The sequence below is a fragment of the Vagococcus proximus genome, assembly GCF_029143285.1.
GTDB lineage: Bacteria > Bacillota > Bacilli > Lactobacillales > Vagococcaceae > Vagococcus_D > Vagococcus_D proximus.
In genome coordinates this window covers 41,070-60,362 of sequence record NZ_JAPDSH010000010.1, presented here as the reverse complement: position 1 = coordinate 60,362, position 19,293 = coordinate 41,070, and the positions used below count along the sequence as shown (strand labels likewise).

At 36.5% G+C, this 19,293-nt stretch carries 17 protein-coding genes; 2 read left to right on the top strand and 15 right to left on the bottom strand.

Going from position 1 to position 19,293, the window contains the following annotated elements; translation table 11 throughout:
• Positions 1 to 332: 332 nt before the first annotated feature.
• From lysS to pth, 12 genes are all read right to left on the bottom strand, one after another.
• Complete coding sequence (lysS, locus tag OL233_RS10835) at positions 333 to 1,826, bottom strand: lysine--tRNA ligase (protein WP_275472322.1); 1,494 nt, start codon at positions 1,824 to 1,826, stop codon at positions 333 to 335.
• Between the two features lie 108 nt (positions 1,827 to 1,934).
• Positions 1,935 to 2,927, bottom strand: coding sequence for a tRNA dihydrouridine synthase DusB (dusB, locus tag OL233_RS10830; protein ID WP_275472321.1), 993 nt, complete (start codon positions 2,925 to 2,927; stop codon positions 1,935 to 1,937).
• Between the two features lie 16 nt (positions 2,928 to 2,943).
• Positions 2,944 to 3,819: an Hsp33 family molecular chaperone HslO gene (gene hslO / locus OL233_RS10825; RefSeq protein ID WP_275472320.1), complete on the bottom strand. Its 876-nt coding sequence runs from the start codon at positions 3,817 to 3,819 to the stop codon at positions 2,944 to 2,946.
• Positions 3,820 to 3,952: 133 nt separating this feature from the next.
• Positions 3,953 to 6,010 (bottom strand): ATP-dependent zinc metalloprotease FtsH, encoded by a 2,058-nt coding sequence (gene ftsH / locus OL233_RS10820; RefSeq protein ID WP_275472319.1) that lies wholly within the window; start codon positions 6,008 to 6,010, stop codon positions 3,953 to 3,955.
• A gap of 72 nt (positions 6,011 to 6,082) precedes the next feature.
• On the bottom strand, positions 6,083 to 6,631 hold the full coding sequence (gene hpt / locus OL233_RS10815; RefSeq protein WP_126832957.1) for a hypoxanthine phosphoribosyltransferase: 549 nt from the start codon (positions 6,629 to 6,631) through the stop codon (positions 6,083 to 6,085).
• A 16-nt stretch (positions 6,632 to 6,647) separates the two neighbouring features.
• A complete protein-coding gene (gene tilS / locus OL233_RS10810) occupies positions 6,648 to 8,051 on the bottom strand; it encodes a tRNA lysidine(34) synthetase TilS (RefSeq protein WP_275472318.1) in 1,404 nt (467 codons plus the stop codon).
• 63 nt (positions 8,052 to 8,114) lie between these two features.
• Positions 8,115 to 8,555, bottom strand: coding sequence for a S1 domain-containing RNA-binding protein (locus tag OL233_RS10805; protein ID WP_126832953.1), 441 nt, complete (start codon positions 8,553 to 8,555; stop codon positions 8,115 to 8,117).
• Between the two features lie 46 nt (positions 8,556 to 8,601).
• Positions 8,602 to 9,027, bottom strand: coding sequence for an FtsB family cell division protein (locus OL233_RS10800; protein ID WP_275472317.1), 426 nt, complete (start codon positions 9,025 to 9,027; stop codon positions 8,602 to 8,604).
• A 71-nt stretch (positions 9,028 to 9,098) separates the two neighbouring features.
• Complete coding sequence (locus OL233_RS10795; RefSeq protein ID WP_275472316.1) at positions 9,099 to 9,374, bottom strand: RNA-binding S4 domain-containing protein; 276 nt, start codon at positions 9,372 to 9,374, stop codon at positions 9,099 to 9,101.
• 15 nt (positions 9,375 to 9,389) lie between these two features.
• Positions 9,390 to 10,979 (bottom strand): putative polysaccharide biosynthesis protein, encoded by a 1,590-nt coding sequence (locus OL233_RS10790; RefSeq protein ID WP_275472315.1) that lies wholly within the window; start codon positions 10,977 to 10,979, stop codon positions 9,390 to 9,392.
• Positions 10,980 to 10,998: 19 nt separating this feature from the next.
• Positions 10,999 to 14,544, bottom strand: coding sequence for a transcription-repair coupling factor (mfd, locus tag OL233_RS10785; RefSeq protein WP_275472314.1), 3,546 nt, complete (start codon positions 14,542 to 14,544; stop codon positions 10,999 to 11,001).
• Positions 14,545 to 14,565: 21 nt separating this feature from the next.
• Positions 14,566 to 15,135 (bottom strand): aminoacyl-tRNA hydrolase, encoded by a 570-nt coding sequence (gene pth / locus OL233_RS10780; protein WP_275472313.1) that lies wholly within the window; start codon positions 15,133 to 15,135, stop codon positions 14,566 to 14,568.
• 282 nt (positions 15,136 to 15,417) lie between these two features.
• Between pth and OL233_RS10775 the strand changes: the two genes are divergently transcribed.
• Positions 15,418 to 16,809 (top strand): L,D-transpeptidase family protein, encoded by a 1,392-nt coding sequence (locus OL233_RS10775; protein ID WP_275472312.1) that lies wholly within the window; start codon positions 15,418 to 15,420, stop codon positions 16,807 to 16,809.
• Between the two features lie 17 nt (positions 16,810 to 16,826).
• On the opposite strand, the gene OL233_RS10770 is transcribed toward OL233_RS10775, so the two are convergent.
• Positions 16,827 to 17,108, bottom strand: a complete 282-nt coding sequence (locus tag OL233_RS10770; RefSeq protein WP_275472311.1) for a chorismate mutase — start codon at positions 17,106 to 17,108, stop codon at positions 16,827 to 16,829.
• 15 nt (positions 17,109 to 17,123) lie between these two features.
• Positions 17,124 to 17,822, bottom strand: a complete 699-nt coding sequence (locus OL233_RS10765) for an NAD-dependent protein deacylase (RefSeq protein ID WP_275472310.1) — start codon at positions 17,820 to 17,822, stop codon at positions 17,124 to 17,126.
• Positions 17,823 to 17,970: 148 nt separating this feature from the next.
• On the opposite strand from OL233_RS10765, the gene OL233_RS10760 reads away from it, so the two are divergent.
• Positions 17,971 to 18,270: a hypothetical protein gene (locus OL233_RS10760; protein ID WP_126832934.1), complete on the top strand. Its 300-nt coding sequence runs from the start codon at positions 17,971 to 17,973 to the stop codon at positions 18,268 to 18,270.
• A 286-nt stretch (positions 18,271 to 18,556) separates the two neighbouring features.
• On the opposite strand, the gene OL233_RS10755 is transcribed toward OL233_RS10760, so the two are convergent.
• On the bottom strand, positions 18,557 to 19,168 hold the full coding sequence (locus OL233_RS10755; RefSeq protein ID WP_126832932.1) for a 50S ribosomal protein L25/general stress protein Ctc: 612 nt from the start codon (positions 19,166 to 19,168) through the stop codon (positions 18,557 to 18,559).
• Between the last annotated feature and the right edge of the window lie 125 nt (positions 19,169 to 19,293).

The following is a 19,293-nucleotide window of genomic DNA, read 5'->3' as shown; positions in this document are numbered from 1 at the left end:
GGTTCGTCTTACTTTGTTCAGTTTTCAAAGGTCTACGTTGTATCGTTCTTAACGACTTAATTAGAATAACATGTTTAGTTGATTTCGTCAACTACTTTTCAAAAGTTTTTTTAATTAAGTTTTAGAGGTTTTAAGCTCGTCTGTTTTTAACGACTTTATTATAATACCACTTGAACAATCTAATGTCAACATCTTTTTTACAGTTGTTAAAACACGTTTTGCTTGTCTCAAGGACATGTATTAATATACCAAGTTTAGAATAAAAAGGCAACTATTTTTTTCGAAAATATAAAAAAAATGCTCACTTTCTTCTGAAAGCGAGCATTTTCAGGTTATCTCATTGTTGGAAATAGTAGTACGTCTCTAATAGATTGAGAATTTGTTAGCAGCATAACTAATCTATCGATACCGATACCTAACCCTCCGGTTGGCGGCATACCGTATTCTAACGCCTCAATGAAATCATCATCAATTCCATGAGCTTCATCATTACCTAAGTCTTTTTCACGAGCTTGTGCTTCAAAACGTTCTCTTTGATCAATTGGATCATTTAATTCAGTAAAGGCATTACCATATTCTTTACCTACAATAAAGACTTCAAAACGATCAGTAAATCTTCCGTCTTCAGGATTTTTCTTAGACAACGGCGACACTGATGTCGGGTGTCCATAAATAAATGTTGGCTGAACTAATGTATCTTCAACAAACGATTCAAAAAACTCATTTACAACATGACCAAAGTCCATATGATCTTCAACATGTACATTGTGCTCTTTAGCAATTGCGCGAGCCTCTTCATCCGTCATCTCTTTCCAGAAATCAACACCGGTTTGCTCTTTAATAGCGTCTACCATGTGTACACGTGCCCATTTTCCACCTAGATTAATTTCATTTTCACCGTATTGAACAGTTAAACTATCATTAACAGCCGTAGCAACATGTTGAATGATACCTTCTGTTAAGTCCATAATATCTCTATAATCTGCATACGCTGTATAGACTTCAATCATTGTAAATTCTGGGTTGTGAGTTGTATCAATTCCTTCGTTACGGAAAACACGTCCAATTTCATATACTTTCTCCATACCACCAACGATTAAACGTTTTAAGTGTAGCTCTAAAGCAATACGCAAATACAGTTCCATATCTAACGCATTATGATGAGTAATAAACGGACGCGCAGCTGCTCCACCCGCCATATTATGTAAAGTTGGTGTTTCAACTTCTAAATAACCATTGTCATTTAAGTAGTTGCGGATTTCTTTAATGATTTGGCTACGTTTAACAAACGTATCAAAACTTTCGCGGTTACTAATTAAATCTAAATAACGTTGACGGTAACGTTGCTCTACGTTAGTCAAACCATGATATTTATCTGGCAATGGACGTAATGCTTTCGTTAAGAAAGTTAGTGATGTCGGCTTAATAGTCAACTCACCCATATCTGTTTTCATTACTTGACCTGTAACACCAATAAAGTCACCTAAATCAGCATGCTTAAATAAATCATATTCTTCTTCTCCGACCGCATCTTTACGAACGTAGATTTGAATTTGCCCTTCTCTATCTTGTAAATGAGCGAAGCCAACTTTACCTTTGCCACGCTTAGTCATCATACGACCTGCTACTGTTGCTACTACTTCTTTTTCATTTAATTCTTCTTTAGAAAATTCACCGTAAGCTTCTTGTAATTCTTTTGAGTTGTGCGTACGTTCAAAACGTCCGCCAAAAGGATCCATCCCAGCTTCTTGCATGTTAGCCATTTTTTCACGTCTAACTAGCAACTGGTCATTCATTTCTTGTTGTACTGTTTGTTCATCCGTCATTTGACTTCCTCCATCCCTTAATATGATGCTTCATCTATCTATAATGCCACATTAAATCAAAAAAAGGCAAGTAAAATTTGCCTTTTCTTGTGGTATCTATATTAATTGTTAACGAATAATGCCTCTTGCTTCAACATTCTCTACTAACTCATCTAGTATCTCTATCATTTGCGCTTGAGTTTCCGCTTTATTGACTGCAACTTTCGCTTTTGCAGCACGTGGAATTCCTTTTAGATAATAAGCAGCATGCTGACGAAATTCTCTCGATGCTATCATTTCACCTTTTAAAGTGACAAGTCGTTGTAAATGTAGTTTAGCTGTCTCGATTTTTTCTCTCGCTGTTGGCTCAGTTAATAATTCGCCAGTTTCCAGATAATGCTTTGTTTGATAAATCATCCATGGATTACCTAACGCAGCACGACCGATCATAACACCTTCACAGCCCACTTCATCTAACATCCTTTGAGCATCTTGTGGTGTCCTGACGTCCCCATTCCCCATTAGAGGAATTGTTAGTTTATCCTTAACTTGACGTAAAATATCCCAATTTGCTTTGCCTTCATACATCTGGACACGAGTACGACCGTGCATTGCTACAGCTGCTGCACCAGCTTTTTCTGCAGCTAGGGCATTTTCAACAGCGAATACATGTTCATCGTCCCAACCAATACGTTGTTTAACCGTAACAGGCTTATCTACAGCCGATGCAACCGCCTCGACCATCTCATATACCTTGTTAGGATCTAATAGCCACTTAGCTCCAGCTTCTGCTTTGATTACTTTATTAACAGGACATCCCATATTAATGTCAATAATTGCTGCCTCTGTATTTTCTGCAACAAATTTAGCAGCTTCTACTAAACTTTCTTTACCGCCACCCATAATTTGGACGCTGAGCGGGTATTCATTTTCTTCTATATGTAACATTGACAATGTTTTTTTATTTCGCAGTTGTATACCTTTGTCACTAATCATCTCGCAGACAACCAGTCCTGCACCAAATTCCTTCACTGTTACACGAAAAGCCGCGTTACTAATACCAGCCATAGGAGCGACTACTACAGGATTAGGGATATCAATATTTCCTATCTTCCAAGTCATATTTTATCTCCCTATCTTACATTTCTTGCAAAATGTTGTTTAAATCATCTTCAGTAAAGTTGTATTTATTATTACAGAAATGACAAGTCGCTTCTGCACCGTGATCTTCGTCGATCATCGCTTGAATTTCTTCTTTGCCAATAGATACTAACGCTTTAGAAAATTTTTCCATAGAACAATCACACTTAAATTGTACAGGTGTTTCTGTTAGGAAGTTTACATTCTCATCCCCTAATAAACGATTTAGAATGGTTTCCGGTGTTTCTCCTTGTTCAATCATACGAGAAACGAATGGCATATCTGCAATGCGTTTTTCAATTTCCGTAATTGTTTCATCCGTCGCACCAGGCATAACTTGAACAATAAAACCTCCTGCTGCTTTAACTGTATCATCATTGTCGATTAATACACTTAAACCAACTGCTGATGGCACTTGCTCTGAATTTGCTAGATAATAAGTAAAATCTTCACCTAGTTCACCCGAAACAAGCTCCACTTGACCTGTAAAGGGTTCCTTCATCCCTAAATCTTTTGTGACTGATAAAGAACCTACAGTTCCAACTGCTCCACGTACATCAATTTTACCTTTATCATTTAGAGGTAAACTTAATTGTGGGTTTTGAATGTAGCCTTTTACATTACCTCGACCATCACTCCCTACAACAATCGCTCCAGCAGGGCCGTTACCTTGTACTTTAACTGTGATGATATCATCACCTTTGTTCATCGCACCTAACATGACTGACGCAACCATTGTACGACCTAATGCTGCTGTAGATGTATTCCATGAATCATGGCGACGTTGCGCCTCACTAACTGTTTTTGTTGCGTTGACTGCATAGGCTCTAATTTGTCCATCGAAGCACAACGCTTTTAATAAATAATCTTCCATCAATACTCACCTTTATAATAAATTTTTTAGTTAACTCAGTTCATTCTTACTAATAGAAAAGTGGGTTGCCTAGGCAACCCACTTTATATTATAACGTATTTGATAGAACCTTCAATAAGATACGCTCAGTTTATTATTCTGCTGAGCCATCCTTTGTTTCTTCCACAACTTCTTCAGCTGTTTCCGTTAAAGATTCTTCTTTTTTAGCTTCTAATTCTTTTTGTGCTTCTTTTTCTTCTAACGCATGTTTCGCTTCTTCAAAAGAACCTGATTTTTCACTAGGAAACTCATCGTTCACAACATCTGCTGGCATTACACCCTCTTCAAATAATGATTTAATACTACGAGCATCTAATGTTTCAAATTCTAATAATTTTTCAGCAATTAACTTGTGTTGTTCTGAGTATTCTTCAATGATTTCACGCGCTTTTGCATGAGCTTCATTTAAAATAGCACGAACTTCTTGGTCAATTTCGTATGACACTTGATCAGAAAATGCTTTTGATTGTCCATAGTCACGACCTACAAACACTTGATGGTTTCCTTCGTATTGAACAGGTCCAAGTTTTTCACTCATACCATACTCAGTTACCATACTACGGGCAAGACCAGTTGCTTGCTCAAAGTCATTACTTGCTCCTGTTGTTTGAACACCGAAGATAATTTCTTCAGCTGTACGTCCACCAAGTAAACCTACAATACGCTCAAACATTTCATTACGAGTAATTAAGAATTGGTCTTCTTTAGGAAGAGCAATCATGTAACCACCGGCACGACCACGAGGAACGATAGTTACTTTATGAACCGTATTAGCATCATCTAAAACCAAACCACAGATAGTATGTCCTGCTTCATGATAAGCTACCAATTCACGTTGACGTTTACTAATCACACGGTCCTTCTTAGCTGGACCAGCAATGACACGGTCTTGCGCTTCATCAATATCAGAAGCATCAATAACTTTTTTATTACGACGAGCTGCTACTAGAGCCGCTTCGTTTAAGACATTTTCTAATTCCGCACCAGCAAAACCTGGTGTTTGTTGTGCTACGACTTTTAAATCAACATCGTTAGCAAATGGTTTGTTTTTAGCATGTACTTTAAGAATCGCTTCACGTCCCTTAACATCTGGACGACCCACTAAAATCTGACGGTCAAAACGACCCGGACGAAGTAAAGCAGGATCTAGCACATCTGAACGGTTTGTTGCAGCAATAACAATAACACCTTCATTGCCACCAAAACCATCCATTTCTACTAATAATTGATTAAGTGTTTGTTCACGTTCGTCATTTCCGCCGCCCATACCAGCGCCACGTTGACGACCTACAGCATCAATTTCATCAATAAAGATAATCGCTGGTGCTGTCTTTTTAGCATTTTCAAATAAATCCCGAACACGGCTTGCCCCAACCCCAACAAACATCTCAACGAAGTCTGAACCAGAGATTGAATAGAACGGAACACCCGCTTCTCCTGCAACTGCTCGTGCTAATAATGTTTTACCTGTACCTGGAGGGCCCTCTAAAAGGACACCTGCTGGAATTCTGGCCCCAAGTGCCGCAAAACGACGTGGGTCTTTTAAGAATTCAACAACTTCAACAAGTTCTTGTTTCTCTTCTTCAGCTCCCGCTACGTCAGAAAAACGAACAGTGCTTGCTTTTTTATCTGCTTCTTTAGCTTTTGATTTACCAAAGTTCATAACGCCACGGCCACCGCCGCCACCTTGTTGACCTTGGTTCATCATCATATAAAAGAAGAAAATCATCAGAAGTAATGGTAAGAATGATAAAATCATTGTCATCCACATCCCGTTGCTTGACTCTTCCTTGATATGAACTTTTGTTTCTGAACCTGCTGCATTTTTAGTGATTTCTGCTAACGTAGCATCGTTTGGTAACACAAGTGTTGTAAATCGATCTGACGTTGTTGCAGAACCAAAAATAGGTAGGCCATTATTCGATACTTTTTGTTTGTCATAATACGTTCCAGAAACTCTGTACGCACCGTTTCCAGGTTGAATGGTCAACTCTTTGATTTTATCATTTTTTAATTGTTCAGAAAATTTCGAATAGGTCACTTCTGAACCGGGGCTTTGGTTATCTCCAAAGACAAAAAATACTAGCATTGCCATTCCTAAAATCAATAGGACGTAATATAGCGTATTTTTCCCATTTTTCTTTTTATTCATACATAGCCTCCCTCTATCTTACCTAACTTATGTCTTATACATTAACCAGTTTAACATATTTTGGAAAAAACATTAGTTTTTTGATTCGTAAATTTCAGGCTTAAGTACCCCAACGAACGGTAAATTACGGTATTTGTTTTTGTAGTCTAGTCCATAACCAACAACAAATTCATTAGGTACGTGGAAACCAAAGTAATCAGGAGCGATTTCAACCATTCTACCTTCAGGTTTGTCTAACAGTGTGACTAACTTAACTGATTTTGCTTTACGGTATTTAAACAATTCCACTAAATATTTAAGGGTACGGCCACTGTCAATAATATCTTCAACAATTAAAATATCGCGCCCTTCAACGTTAGTGTCTAAATCCTTAACAATTTTGACTTCACCTGATGACACCAAGGCATCACCATAGCTTGAAACATCCATAAAGTCCATCTCTAAATAAACATCAATTTCGCTAACTAGCTCGGCCATAAACGGTACAGCACCTTTCAAAATACCTACAACTAAAGGTTCTTTATCCGCATAGTCTTTTGTAATTTCTTTACCTAGTCGCTTTGTTACTTCTTCAATTTGCTCTCTTGAATATAATGTACGTTCAATGTCTTTTTCTAACATAAAACTCTCCTTCCAACTAATGCTCTTCTTTAAAATAAACGAGCCTGTAATGTATTTTATCAGTTTCTTTCTTAATACTCAAATAACTTTTACCAATTGTAAACACTCCGAGAACTTCTCGTTCGGAATTTACTACAACCCACATTTCTTCCCTCATTGATTGAGGAATTTTTTCATCTATAAACAGCCGTCTTAATTTCTTATGATTCCCTTTCTCATTATAAATAATAGCATCACCTGGCGCTCTTCTTCTAATAGAAAGAGGAAAATCAGACGAAGTCAAATATAACGACACTTCTTCTTTACAGCCTGTAAATAAATGACAAAAATTAACGGCCTCCTCCTCTCGATAAAGCATAACTCTATCAGACTTCGTCAACTCATATTCTCCCGTTCTTGGCAACTCAGTACCTTCCGGTAAATCCCCAGTTTTTTTTTCAAAAACTTGCTCAATATAGCCAACACTGTACTCTTTCCTAAATCGCCAGTCAGCTTGGAGATCAATCCTTCCTTGTGATTTTCCATCTTCAATAAGCGATAAGATTGTCTCCACTTGTACTTCCGACATAGAGTATCCTTTTTGAATCATCACTTTCTGAATAAGCTTCGTTAGCAACAAATAACGCATCTCCTTGGATTGATTTAAAAATAATTCTAAATCTATTTTCCAACATTTTTTACTTTCTAAATGTGTCATATCATCCAAAATAGGGTCCAGCGTGGCTGTTAATACTTTATCTGTATAACTTATTTGCTTCGTTAAATTTTGAACCTGATTTAAAAAATTAGGGTTTTCTTCTTTCAATAACGGCACAACTCGATGTCTAATTCTGTTTCGGTGATAATCTAAACTATAATTCGATTGATCTTCATAATAGAATAGCCTTTTAGCTGCAGCGTACTCCCGTAATTCAAGCTTAGAAAAAGCAAGAAGCGGTCGGTAAATTTTCATACCTAAACGACTTGACTCCGCTTTTATACTTGCTAAGTTAGTCCACTGAGTTCCCTTTGTTAATTTCATAATCAAAGTTTCAGCCAAGTCATCTGCATGATGAGCCGTTACTAATCCCGTGTAACCCTCTTTTCTATATATATCAGCAAAAAAATCATAACGAACTTTCCTAGCTTTAGATTCCATATTCCCTTGTTCCAACTGAGATTGCCACACATATGTATAGAAAGATAAGTTTTTTTCTTCGCATAACCGTCTAACCATTTCTTCTTCTTCTTCGGACTCTCTTCTTAATTGGTGATTGACATGCGCAACACCAATTTCTGGTCGTTCTTCCTCCGGAATAGCTAATAATAAATCTAGAAGCACTATCGAATCAACTCCACCTGATACTGCGACCAATAACTTCGTTTGTTTAGACCACTGAAAAAACTGACTACTATCAGAAATAAATTTCTTTCGTAACATATCAACACCTCCTAAAAAAAGAAAAAAGGATAAGTTTCCTTATCCTTCATCGTATATTCTAAACTAGTTACGACGGCCGCCACGACCGCCACGTTTCCCTTCAGTATTACGTTTTAAAGAAGTTAAACGATCATCACTATCTTTTAAGAAAGAGTTCATTAATGAATCAAAATCATCTTTCTTAGGTGCTGGTTTAGCAACCGGCTTTTTATATTCTTTACGTTGTGGACGACTATACTCTTTCTTAGGAGCTCTTTCAGGAACTTCATCAGAAGAGGCACGACGAATTGATAAACCAATTTTCCCATCTGTTCCAACTGACATTACTTTAACTTCTACAGCTTCGCCTACTTTAAGAACCTCGTTGATATCTTTAATAAAACTGTTTGAGACCTCACTGATATGAACCAGCCCTGTTTTTCCTTCACCTAAATCAACAAATGCTCCAAAATTTGTAATTCCTGAAATTTTACCTGGAATTTTAGCTCCTACTTCGATTGACATAAAAAAGTTGTTCCTCCTTAAATTTTAACTCTCTTTAATAATTTTTCTAATTGCGAAGCGCTTTTTCCGCTTGTTTGTCCATCGCTTCCTCTGTTTGAGGAATGCTATAAACTAACTCATCATCTTTTGTATAAAAGAATTTTTGACGGGCGACTTTCGCTAAATAATCATCGCTATTCAATAACTTAACATCATACTCTAAAGAAGCAACCTGCTCAGAAAGTTGCGCTTGTTGTTTCTGTACCGCAATCTTTTCTTTTTTCAACTCTTTAATATGATGGTAACTTCTAAATATATTGAGTCCACTTACCAGAAAAATGATACTCGCTACTGCGGCTATCACTCCTAATCTGCGTCTCTTGAAAATTATTTTTTTATTAACTTGATTAGATTGATCCCACTGCTCTATCGTAAATTGATTTCCAATAGAAGATACATTATTACCTTCATTTTGTACTCTCTCTTCGTTCATTTCATTCATCTCAAAAACTCCGTTTCTGGATTTTGTATCATAGATATTATAGCAATAAGGACAAGCATTGTCTAATCTAATTTTTCAAATCCTTCTTCTCTTGTTTCACTGATAATCTCATACATTTTCTCAGCATCTTCTTTTTTCGTCGAGTCTTTTAACTGTAACACTTTAATCTCTAAAGTTTTATTACCAAATAAAATTTTAATGCTATCTCCTACTTTAACAGAAGTCGATGATTTAGCCATCTGACCATTCACTTGGATACGACCTTTATCTGCTACTTCTTTCGCTACAGTACGACGCTTTATAATACGTGATACTTTTAAAAATTTATCTAAACGCATATTTTCTACCTCACTCTATTTTTTTGAAAAATTTCTTACTTTACGAACTATTTTATTTCCCTTAGGAAGTAAAAGCCACTCTCTTAATGTAAACATCCTCATTTTAAAAACAAATGCCACATATACTCCACCGCCAATCACCACACCTACTAAAGCCTGTATAAATAAAATAAACCGCGATGTGGTGCTTTCAAAGACAGATAGCGTTAGCCAACGATAGAGGGTCAAGCTCACTATCATCATACCTAATGCTACTAGTAATTTCCAGATAAAGACAGAATTTGTAACACTTTTTTTTGTCTGAGCCTCTAGACCTGACACTAATAAAACTAGCGCACCTATTAATCCACACAGGGTTGCCAAACTAGCCCCTACTGTTCCGAATTTTGTTGTGAGTAGAAACCCGAGTATGATTTTTACTAAACAACCTACAAGTAAACTATACGCTGGTATTCTATATTGATTTTTTGTTTGATAAATAATTTGAAACATTAGGACAAGTGACATAAAGAAGACCGTTCCCATCAATAGTGACAGTGATAGACTTTCCTGATTATCACCAAACAGGCTACCATTCAAATAGGGCAACAACATAATCAACCCTACACTTGCAGCACTCGATACCGCCATAACTACCTTGACAAATAAAGCAATTGTTCGGCGGTAAGCCCACTCATTCTTCTCCGTTACATACCTTATTAACATCGGAAGAAAAGCTGTTGTTAAAGCTATACCTATTACCATGCCAACTTGTATTAATGGCTGTCCTCTATCATAACTTCCTTTAATAATCTTAGAGTGTTGGTCCGAAAACCCTTGTGCAACCAAGGCATTTTTAATTAAAAATGAATCTATCAATTGAAAAATGACTAATAGTGAGCTGTAACCACAAATCAAACCACCTTCAACTAAAAATCGTCTCAAATACTTCCTACTATTATATAATTCTAATTTTGAAGGAATGACTATCGACTTTAAATTCGGCTTAAAAAGCAGTAACGTTATTAAAGCGACTACTCCGCCAAGAATAGCACCACTCATCGCATATCGTCCCATCGTGTATACCGTCCAATTTGCCGAGGTATATAACCCAGCTACCGCCAAAATCATACCCACACGAACGAGTTGTTCGAATAATTGAGAGTAGGCAGTTGGTTCCATCTCTAATTTCCCTTGAAAATAACCTCTATAAGTCGTTAAGTACGGCACCAACAAAAATACTATAGCAGCCATTTCTATGACCGGAGCAAGTTTAATATCCCCCATCAATTGAGCTAATACGCTACTGGCTAAGAAAAATACAACAAATAAAATCAAGGATAATACCCAATATAATGGAAATAACCCTCGAATAACCGCTTCTTGTTTAGTGTGTGTCTCTTGCTCTGCCACCATTTTAGACACTAGAATAGGTAAACCTGACAACCCAAGCGTCATGGCAATACCATAAATAGGGTAAACCTGTTGATACACATAGAACCCTTCATCTCCGACTAAGTTTTGAAAAGGGACTCGGTAAACTGCGCTTAATATCTTCACAATAAAAGAGGTGAGTGTCAGAAGAAGAGCGCCTTCTACGACTGCTTTTTGTTTTGTTTTCAACATAGAGCCTGCCACTACCTCCTTATTCTTTAGGGTGTTGATTCACTCGTTCTAAACTTATATATTTTTCTTTACGTAGTGCCGACATAACTTTAGACAACTCTAATAGCCATCTCGCTTCACTCATATTTTTACCAATAGTCAACTTCAAGACCATCTTATCTTCTACTGTACCCACATCTGCTTTTAAATCTGTTGCTGATAATGCACGTAATAATTGTTCAATCGTGTACAGATTTGTTCCTGCTTTACTAATCGTAACGATTAATTGTTGCTTATCTCTTCTAATTTTATCAACTAAAGCGTAATCCCCATCCATCTTAATTAAACCTACTGATAATAAATAACCTACTTCATCAGGATAATCACCAAATCTATCAATCAAGTCATCTTCTAACTCTTCAAACATCACTTGATTTTCAAGCTGACGGACACGTTTATAAATTTCGATTTTTTGTCGCTCATCATTAATGTAGTCTGATGGAATATACGCATCCACCCCAACATCAATTTCAACAGACGTCTTACGGTCTTTCTTCTCATTACCTTGTTTGCGATCAACTGCTTCACTTAACATTTGCGTATACATATCAAATCCGACTGAATCGATAAACCCATGCTGTTGCGCCCCTAATAAATTACCCGCACCACGAATAGACAAATCACGCATCGCAATTTTAAAACCTGCACCCAATTCAGTAAAATCTTTAATCGCTTGTAGACGTTTCTCACTTACTTCATTTAAAACTTTTTCTGGCTCGTACATAAAATAAGCAAAGGCGACACGATTACTTCGACCAACACGGCCACGCAATTGGTACAGTTGTGACAACCCCATATAATCTGCATTTTCAACAAATAACGTGTTAACATTTGGAATATCTACACCCGTTTCAATAATAGTTGTGGTTACTAACACATCATATTCTTTAGCAATAAACTCTAATAGAACATTTTCTAGTTGAACTTCTGTCATCTGACCATGTGCAAACGCAACACGTGCACCTGGCACTAGTTCTTGAATCTCAGACACTTTTTGGTCAATCGTGTCAACACGATTATACAGATAGAAAACTTGCCCCCCACGGCTCATCTCACGCTCAATGGCATCTCTAATAGCGCCTGGATTTTTTTCCATAACATAAGTTTGAACGGGATAACGGTTAGAAGGTGGTGTTTCAATAACTGATAAATCCCTTACTCCTAACATCGACATATGCAGCGTTCTAGGAATCGGTGTTGCTGTTAGGGTTAGAACATCAACTTGTGATCGTAATTGTTTCAATCGCTCTTTATGTTTAACACCAAATCGTTGTTCTTCATCAATAACCAACAATCCTAAGTCTTTAAACTCAACATCTTGAGATAAAATACGATGCGTCCCAACTAATACGTCAACCTTCCCTTCAGATACTTCCTCTAGAGTTTCCTCTTGTTGCTTTTTAGACCTAAAACGACTCAACAAACCCACCGTCACAGGAAAACCTTCAAATCGTTCCATCATATTTTCATAATGTTGTTGTGCCAAAATAGTAGTCGGGACAAGTACTGCAACTTGCTTGCCATCCTGTACTGCCTTGAATGCCGCACGTATTGCTACTTCGGTTTTACCAAACCCTACATCACCTACCAATAGGCGATCCATCGGTTTTACTTTTTCCATATCTTTCTTGATTTCAGCTGTACTTCTTAATTGGTCTTCAGTTTCACTATAAGGGAAGGCATCTTCAAATTCTTTTTGATACGAATCATCTGGAGAAAAAGCATATCCTTTTTCTGCTTCTCTAGCAGCATACAGTTTAATCAAATCATCGGCAATATCTTCGATTTTAGAAGACACTTTACTTCTCGTTTTAGACCATTCCGTACCACCCAATTTATTAACTTTTGGTGATTTAGATTCTGAAGCTACATATTTTTGAATCATATCCAGCTGTGTAACTGGAATAAATAGCTTGTCATTATTTTTGTAGAGGATGCTCATGTAGTCTTGGTGAATACCATCAACTTCAAGCGTCTCCATTCCTAAATACTGCCCAATACCGTGATTCACATGAACAACATAATCGCCTGCTTTAAGTTCAGTGTAGCTTTTCAAACGTTCCGCATTAGAAATATTTTGTCTACGGGCCTTTTTCTTCGTCACTGTTTGAAGTATTTCTTTTTCTGTTACGACAACCAGTTTCTCTTCCGGCAACTCAAACCCTGCTTGTAAATCACCCAATGTTACTTGTAACTGACCTGGCAATAGCTCATTGGGTTTAGTCACAACAGCTTGAATATCATGATCCAAGCACATTTCTTCTATTTTTTTCAACTTTTCTTCAGTTGACACTAAAAAGACAACTGTATTTTTCTTTTTAGCCCATCTGTCTACTTCTACTTTCAAACTAGCAAATTGTCCAAAGAATTGTTGCATTGTTCTAAATTGGAAGGCATGAATTTCTTGAAACTTCAAATGCCCCATCCCTTTTTGGAACAATGAGAAGTACGATGTTGCTGCGGGATGTTCTTTTAATTTCTTTCTAAAATCTGTCCCAAGCTTCTGTTTTGGTAACGCTTTGTTGTCTGCAAGCTTTAGCGTCAACCATTCGCCCTCTTCTTTGACAACTTCTCTCTCTATTTCTAGCAACCTTGGGTAATCATCTATGATAATATCATCTGTCTCATCAAAATAATCTAAAATAGTGGTTTTATCTTTATACAAATAATCACTATATAAACGATCTTCTGATGTAGGTAGTCCTGATTTCCAAGTTTCAATAACCGGTCTAAACTGCGCTGATACTTGAACTTTATCAGACTCATCTGTTAAGTGAGCCACATATTTATCTAAAGCTTTCTCAAGTTTTACTGCCCCTTTTTGGTACGCGTCACTTGTTAATAACAAGTCTGATGCCGGCGTAATCAAAACGTTATCAATTTTTTGAACAGATCGTTGCGTGTCCGCTTCAAAATAACGTAGTGATTCGATTTCATCATCAAATAAATCCACACGAACAGGATAATCTGTCGTTAGTGGATAGATGTCCAAAATACTTCCTCTTAAACTGAACTCCCCTGGTTTTCCTACCATACTTTGACGTGTATATCCCATTAATACTAAATCAGTTATTATTTCTTCTAATGAAATTATTTCTCCTAAAGCAAATTGTCTTTCGAACCCTTGCCAACATTCTTTGCTTGGTAAGTACTTTCTAGCCCCCGCAAGTGGCGTTACAATAACACCTGGCTTATCACTCGCTAAAAATGATAAGGTTGCTACCCTCTCTGCCATTGTTTCAGGTGACGAATAAGACATTTCAATAGCTGTCATCTCATTGACAGGAAAAAAATGAACACTCTCATCTGGGATAACATTTCTTAGATCTTCCATTAAATTACTAGCGTAATACAAGTTCGGTGTAATAATTAATGTCTTCTTACGTTTATAATCATATAAACTTGCCATTGCTAACATCTTGGCAGAACCAGTTAGGCCTGTAACTAATTGTTGTTTACCTTCTTTGGTATGAGCCATCCAGTCTAGAACTTTTGGTGATTTCGATATAATTTCTAACATCTTCATTCTTTCACTAGCTCCTATTTTTTATTTCTTAACATTAAATTGATTCATAACATCTACGAAAGAGGCACCTTTTAACCACATCTCTGTTGCATCTGCTGCAGTCTTGACCGCAACCCCTATCTCTTCATGTGTTTCTTTAGGAAATGTTCCTAAAACATGTGAGACAACGTCTTGTCCTGGTTTAGGTCTATCAATTCCTATCTTAATACGGTTAAATTCCTTCGTATCTAAATGCGCAATCAAACTCTTAATACCGTTGTGACCACCTGCGCTGCCTTTCTCTCTTAAACGAATACGACCTACCGCTAAATCTAAATCATCATATATAACCAATAAGTCTGATACATCTAAATTGTAATAATCCATTAACGGTCCGATCGAACGACCCGATTCATTCATAAATGTTATCGGTTTAACGAGTAATATTTTCTCTCCCGCTATAAAATACTCTGCTATATCAGCTTCACATTGTTGTTTAGTAAATCGGCAACCCTCTCTTTGAGCTATCTCATCCAGTGTAATAAACCCAATGTTATGCTTTGTTGCCATATATTTTGTACCTGGATTTCCCAGACCAACTATCATCTTCATAAATCAAAATCTCCCATTCTATTCAATATTCCCAAATAACAGCCATTTTAAAAACGGACGTTAATTAGTCGTTTTCGTTTTACACATACTAAATACAAAATAGCCGAGAAGCGTTCAAAAGCCCCTCAGTTCTTGTTAATTATAGCATATAGTCACTGTTCTTGTAGTATTTTTACCTTCTATAATTCCTTAAAAAAACCAGGATTGTGCAAAAAATAGTTCTATAATAAATGTTTTATGTTACAATATGATTACAAATGATACATTGGAGGAATTTGATTCATGACGATTACACGGCGCAGATGGATTTATTTACTTGTAACCACCCTTATTTTTATCTTAGTTGCACTTTACACCATGCAAGCTAATTTTTATAAAACCCACTTTTTACCCAAGACGACCATAAATGGTCTAGCCGTTGGGCGTATGCCACTCTCTAAGGTCGAGAAGATGTTATACGACGAAGAAGAAAAAGGGACATTTAAAATTTTAAACGGTGAAAAAGTTTGGAAAGAGGTTCATAAAAAAGAACTTGGAATTGAAACCGACTTTAAACCTGGTCTTCATAAAATTCTTGATTCTCAAAATAAATTACTTTGGGTTACTTCATTATTTAAACCAACTACCCTTAGTATCGCAGCATCTTCTTTAAACGAAGATGGTCTAAATGACTTCATCACGTCTTTAGAGCCAGAAATCAAAGAATTTAATAAAGATAAAACCTCTTCTGTCAACGCAACCATCATTAGTGAAGAAGAAGGTTTAACTATTAAAAAAGAAAGTTATGGTAATGATATTGGCTATGACAATCTTTCAAAAGCTTTAAAAGAAGCTGTGCGAAATGGTATACCTGATGTTAACTTACAAGATTATGTTGCATTACCTGAGTTAACTACTAAGAGCCCTGAACTGAAAGACTTACTGACAAAAGCAAATGATTTAGTAGACCAAAAAGCAACCTACTTAATCAATGGCAAATCTATCACTATTCCCAAAAAAGAATTAGTAAAATGGGTAACTGTGGACCAAAAAGAAAAAAAAGTTGGTGTCAATCAAGAGGTCATCACTAAATACGTAACCGAACTTGGTGAAAAATACAATACAAGTACGGTTCCAACTGAATTCAAGAGTACAAAACGTGGCACAGTAAGCGTCCCCGCTGGAACATACAGTTGGACTATTCAAACAGAGGAAGAAGCTAAGGCATTAGCGGCAGACTTCTTAGCTGGTAAAGGCATTGATCGTTCTCCTATTAGTATGGGGAGTGCATCATCTGGCCCTGCTTTAATTGGTAATACTTACGTCGAAGTCGATTTAAAAAATCAACATATGTACTTCTATAAAGAAGGAAAAACAATTATCGATACAGACATCGTTTCAGGAAAACCTAAAACGCCAACACCTCCTGGTATTCATTACTTGTGGAACAAAGAATCTCCATCTATCCTAAGAGGTAAAAATGATGACGGTTCTGATTACGCAGCACCTGTAGACTTTTGGATGCCTATCGATTGGACTGGTGTTGGTCTTCATGATTCTAACTGGCAGCCCGTATATGGTGGCGCTCGTTGGAAAGATGGCTTCGGATCACATGGTTGTATCAATACACCACCTGATTTAGCAGCAAAACTTTACGCTGAAATCGAAATCAACACCCCTGTTATTGTCTTTTAATAAAAAAAGCGATGAGCTTACAGCTCATCGCTTTTTTTGATTAATTTAGATGATTGATACTCTTTCGATACTCTCATCATTTCTTGGTATAACGCTTTAATAGTAGAAGCATATTCTTTATTTTTAACTGCTCCTTCAACTTTATCGAGAACGCTCTTTTCTCTCTCACTATCTAATACCTCTATCTTTTCCTGCTCTTTAATCCCAACAACCTCACTTACAACATCTAAACGCGCCTCGAGTAAACGTATAATTTCTTGGTCAATTCTATCAATTTCTTGACGTTGCTTTTTTAACATCTTTCTCTTCTCCTCTTATACCTTACTAAAAAAATTTTGAGCATCACCTTTAATAAACAAGTGATTGTCGCTCGTTTCTATTTCCTCTTTATTAATCACCACAATCGGACTATTAGACTGGCGATATTCTATTAATTGACTGAACGGGTAGACTTTGAAACTCGTTCCTACAATCAAAATTAAATCTGCTTCACTCACTGCTTTAATCGCTGCCTCTATCCTATTATTAGGTAAGCTCTCTTCATATAGAACAATATCCGGACGTATAATCCCTCCACAATCCTCATGATAATTACTTACTAAATAATCATCAACTAAACAAGTCTTGTTACATTTAGTACAGTAACAGTGATATAAACTCCCATGAAAATTTATCAAATTCTTGGTATCAGCCTCTTCATGTAGATGATCAATATTTTGAGTGACCACTTTTGCTGATTCTTTTTCCTTCGTAAGTTTCGCAATTTTCAAATGACTCTCATTAGGCTTAGCCTCTGGATGATATAACTTTTTTACAAACGTATAAAATTTTTCTTGTTCCTGCTCGAAACAACTTCGACTCAGTAAATATTCAGGTAATTCTAAATCGTGATAAACGCCCCCTAAAGAACGATAATCTGGAATACCTGAAGGCACTGAAAGTCCTGCTCCTGTTAGAAATACGGGTCTCTTAGATTCGGTTAAAAGCTTCAACACTTGTTCCTCAACTGACATAATGTTCTCCCCTTTCCAAACATCATCGAATCACTTACTAACTCTAATAAATACCCCGTTACTTTTTGAAAAAATTTTCATATATTTTCAATGACAAGTTAAAAATAAGATGATAAACTATAAAGTGACAAAGAAAGAGGTGAAAAAAATGGTAGCATTTTTAATTTATTGGGCAAGTATTCTTGTAAGTATTGCTTGGATTATTATTAGCACTGGTTTTTCTATTTATTATTTAGCAAACAAAGAAAACGGAAATCTTTGGGCTTTCGGTTTCTTAAATGTTATTGCAGCAATTGTTTTAGCTATTGTTTTAGTTGTCTACAAAACTTGGGATTTCGACATCACTACATACAGTTCACTAATGTATGGCTTGATCGCTGCAGAATTAGTTTTAGCAGTTCTGAAATTCATCTTAGGTCGTGAACCAAAATTAGCACCCGCTAAATAAGACGACTATCTCGTCCTTATTATAGGCAATAAAAGTCTCGTTATCAAATTGATGACGAGACTTTTATTTTATTTTTACTAGTTATTCACATTATACCCAGAACTTACACTTTCTTATCCCCATTGTTATACACATCTAAAAGTCTATATTTTTAAGCTTTTATAGAGTTATCCCCTGTTAATAACGAGTTATCCACAGAAATCTGTTGATAACTTTCCTTTTTCGGTGGATAACTCTGATTAAAAGCAGAAAAAGAGCGAATCTGATTGATTCGCTCTTTTTTATATTATTCTTTTTCACCAATCACTTCAGGTGCAGCTGCGACACCATCCGTTTCTTCTTCTTCATGAACACGAGGTTCTTCAACAATTGCAATTTGTTCTTCCATATCCATTACAATGTCATATTTATCATTCTTAGGTAAATCACCTAATGTAATAGCATCACCAATTTCTAATTCACTTACATCCACTTCAATGACATCAGGAATATTATCTGGTGTTGCTGAAACCAAGACTGTGTATAAGTTTTGACCCAATGAGCCTCCAACTTTCACGCCTTTAGGTGTCCCTGTTAATAGTACTTCTGCTTCTAGTTCTGTTTTCTCTGACATATCAACTGCCAAGAATTCCACGTGCAACCAACGACGGTTAAAGGTATCTTGTTGTTGGTCAAAGATTAATGTAGGTGTTTTGGTTCCATTGATGTCTAATGTGTACACCGCATTCTGACCATTCTCTTTAATAGCCTTCATCAATTCTTTTTCATCAATTGAAATTGATGTTGTTGTCATTCCATTACCATATACAACCGCTGGAATTATTCCTTCCTCACGTAATTGTTTTTTCAATGATCTTGGACGTACCGCTCTTTCGTTTACTTTCAATAAGACTGCCATAAATAATCTCCTCCTTAAGATATTTTCCAAAAATGAGATCCTTTTGTTACTCTTGTTAATCCGTTTCATCCTCAATCAAATCACTAATACGACCAACACAGATAAACAACCGGTCCCTTTTTGTC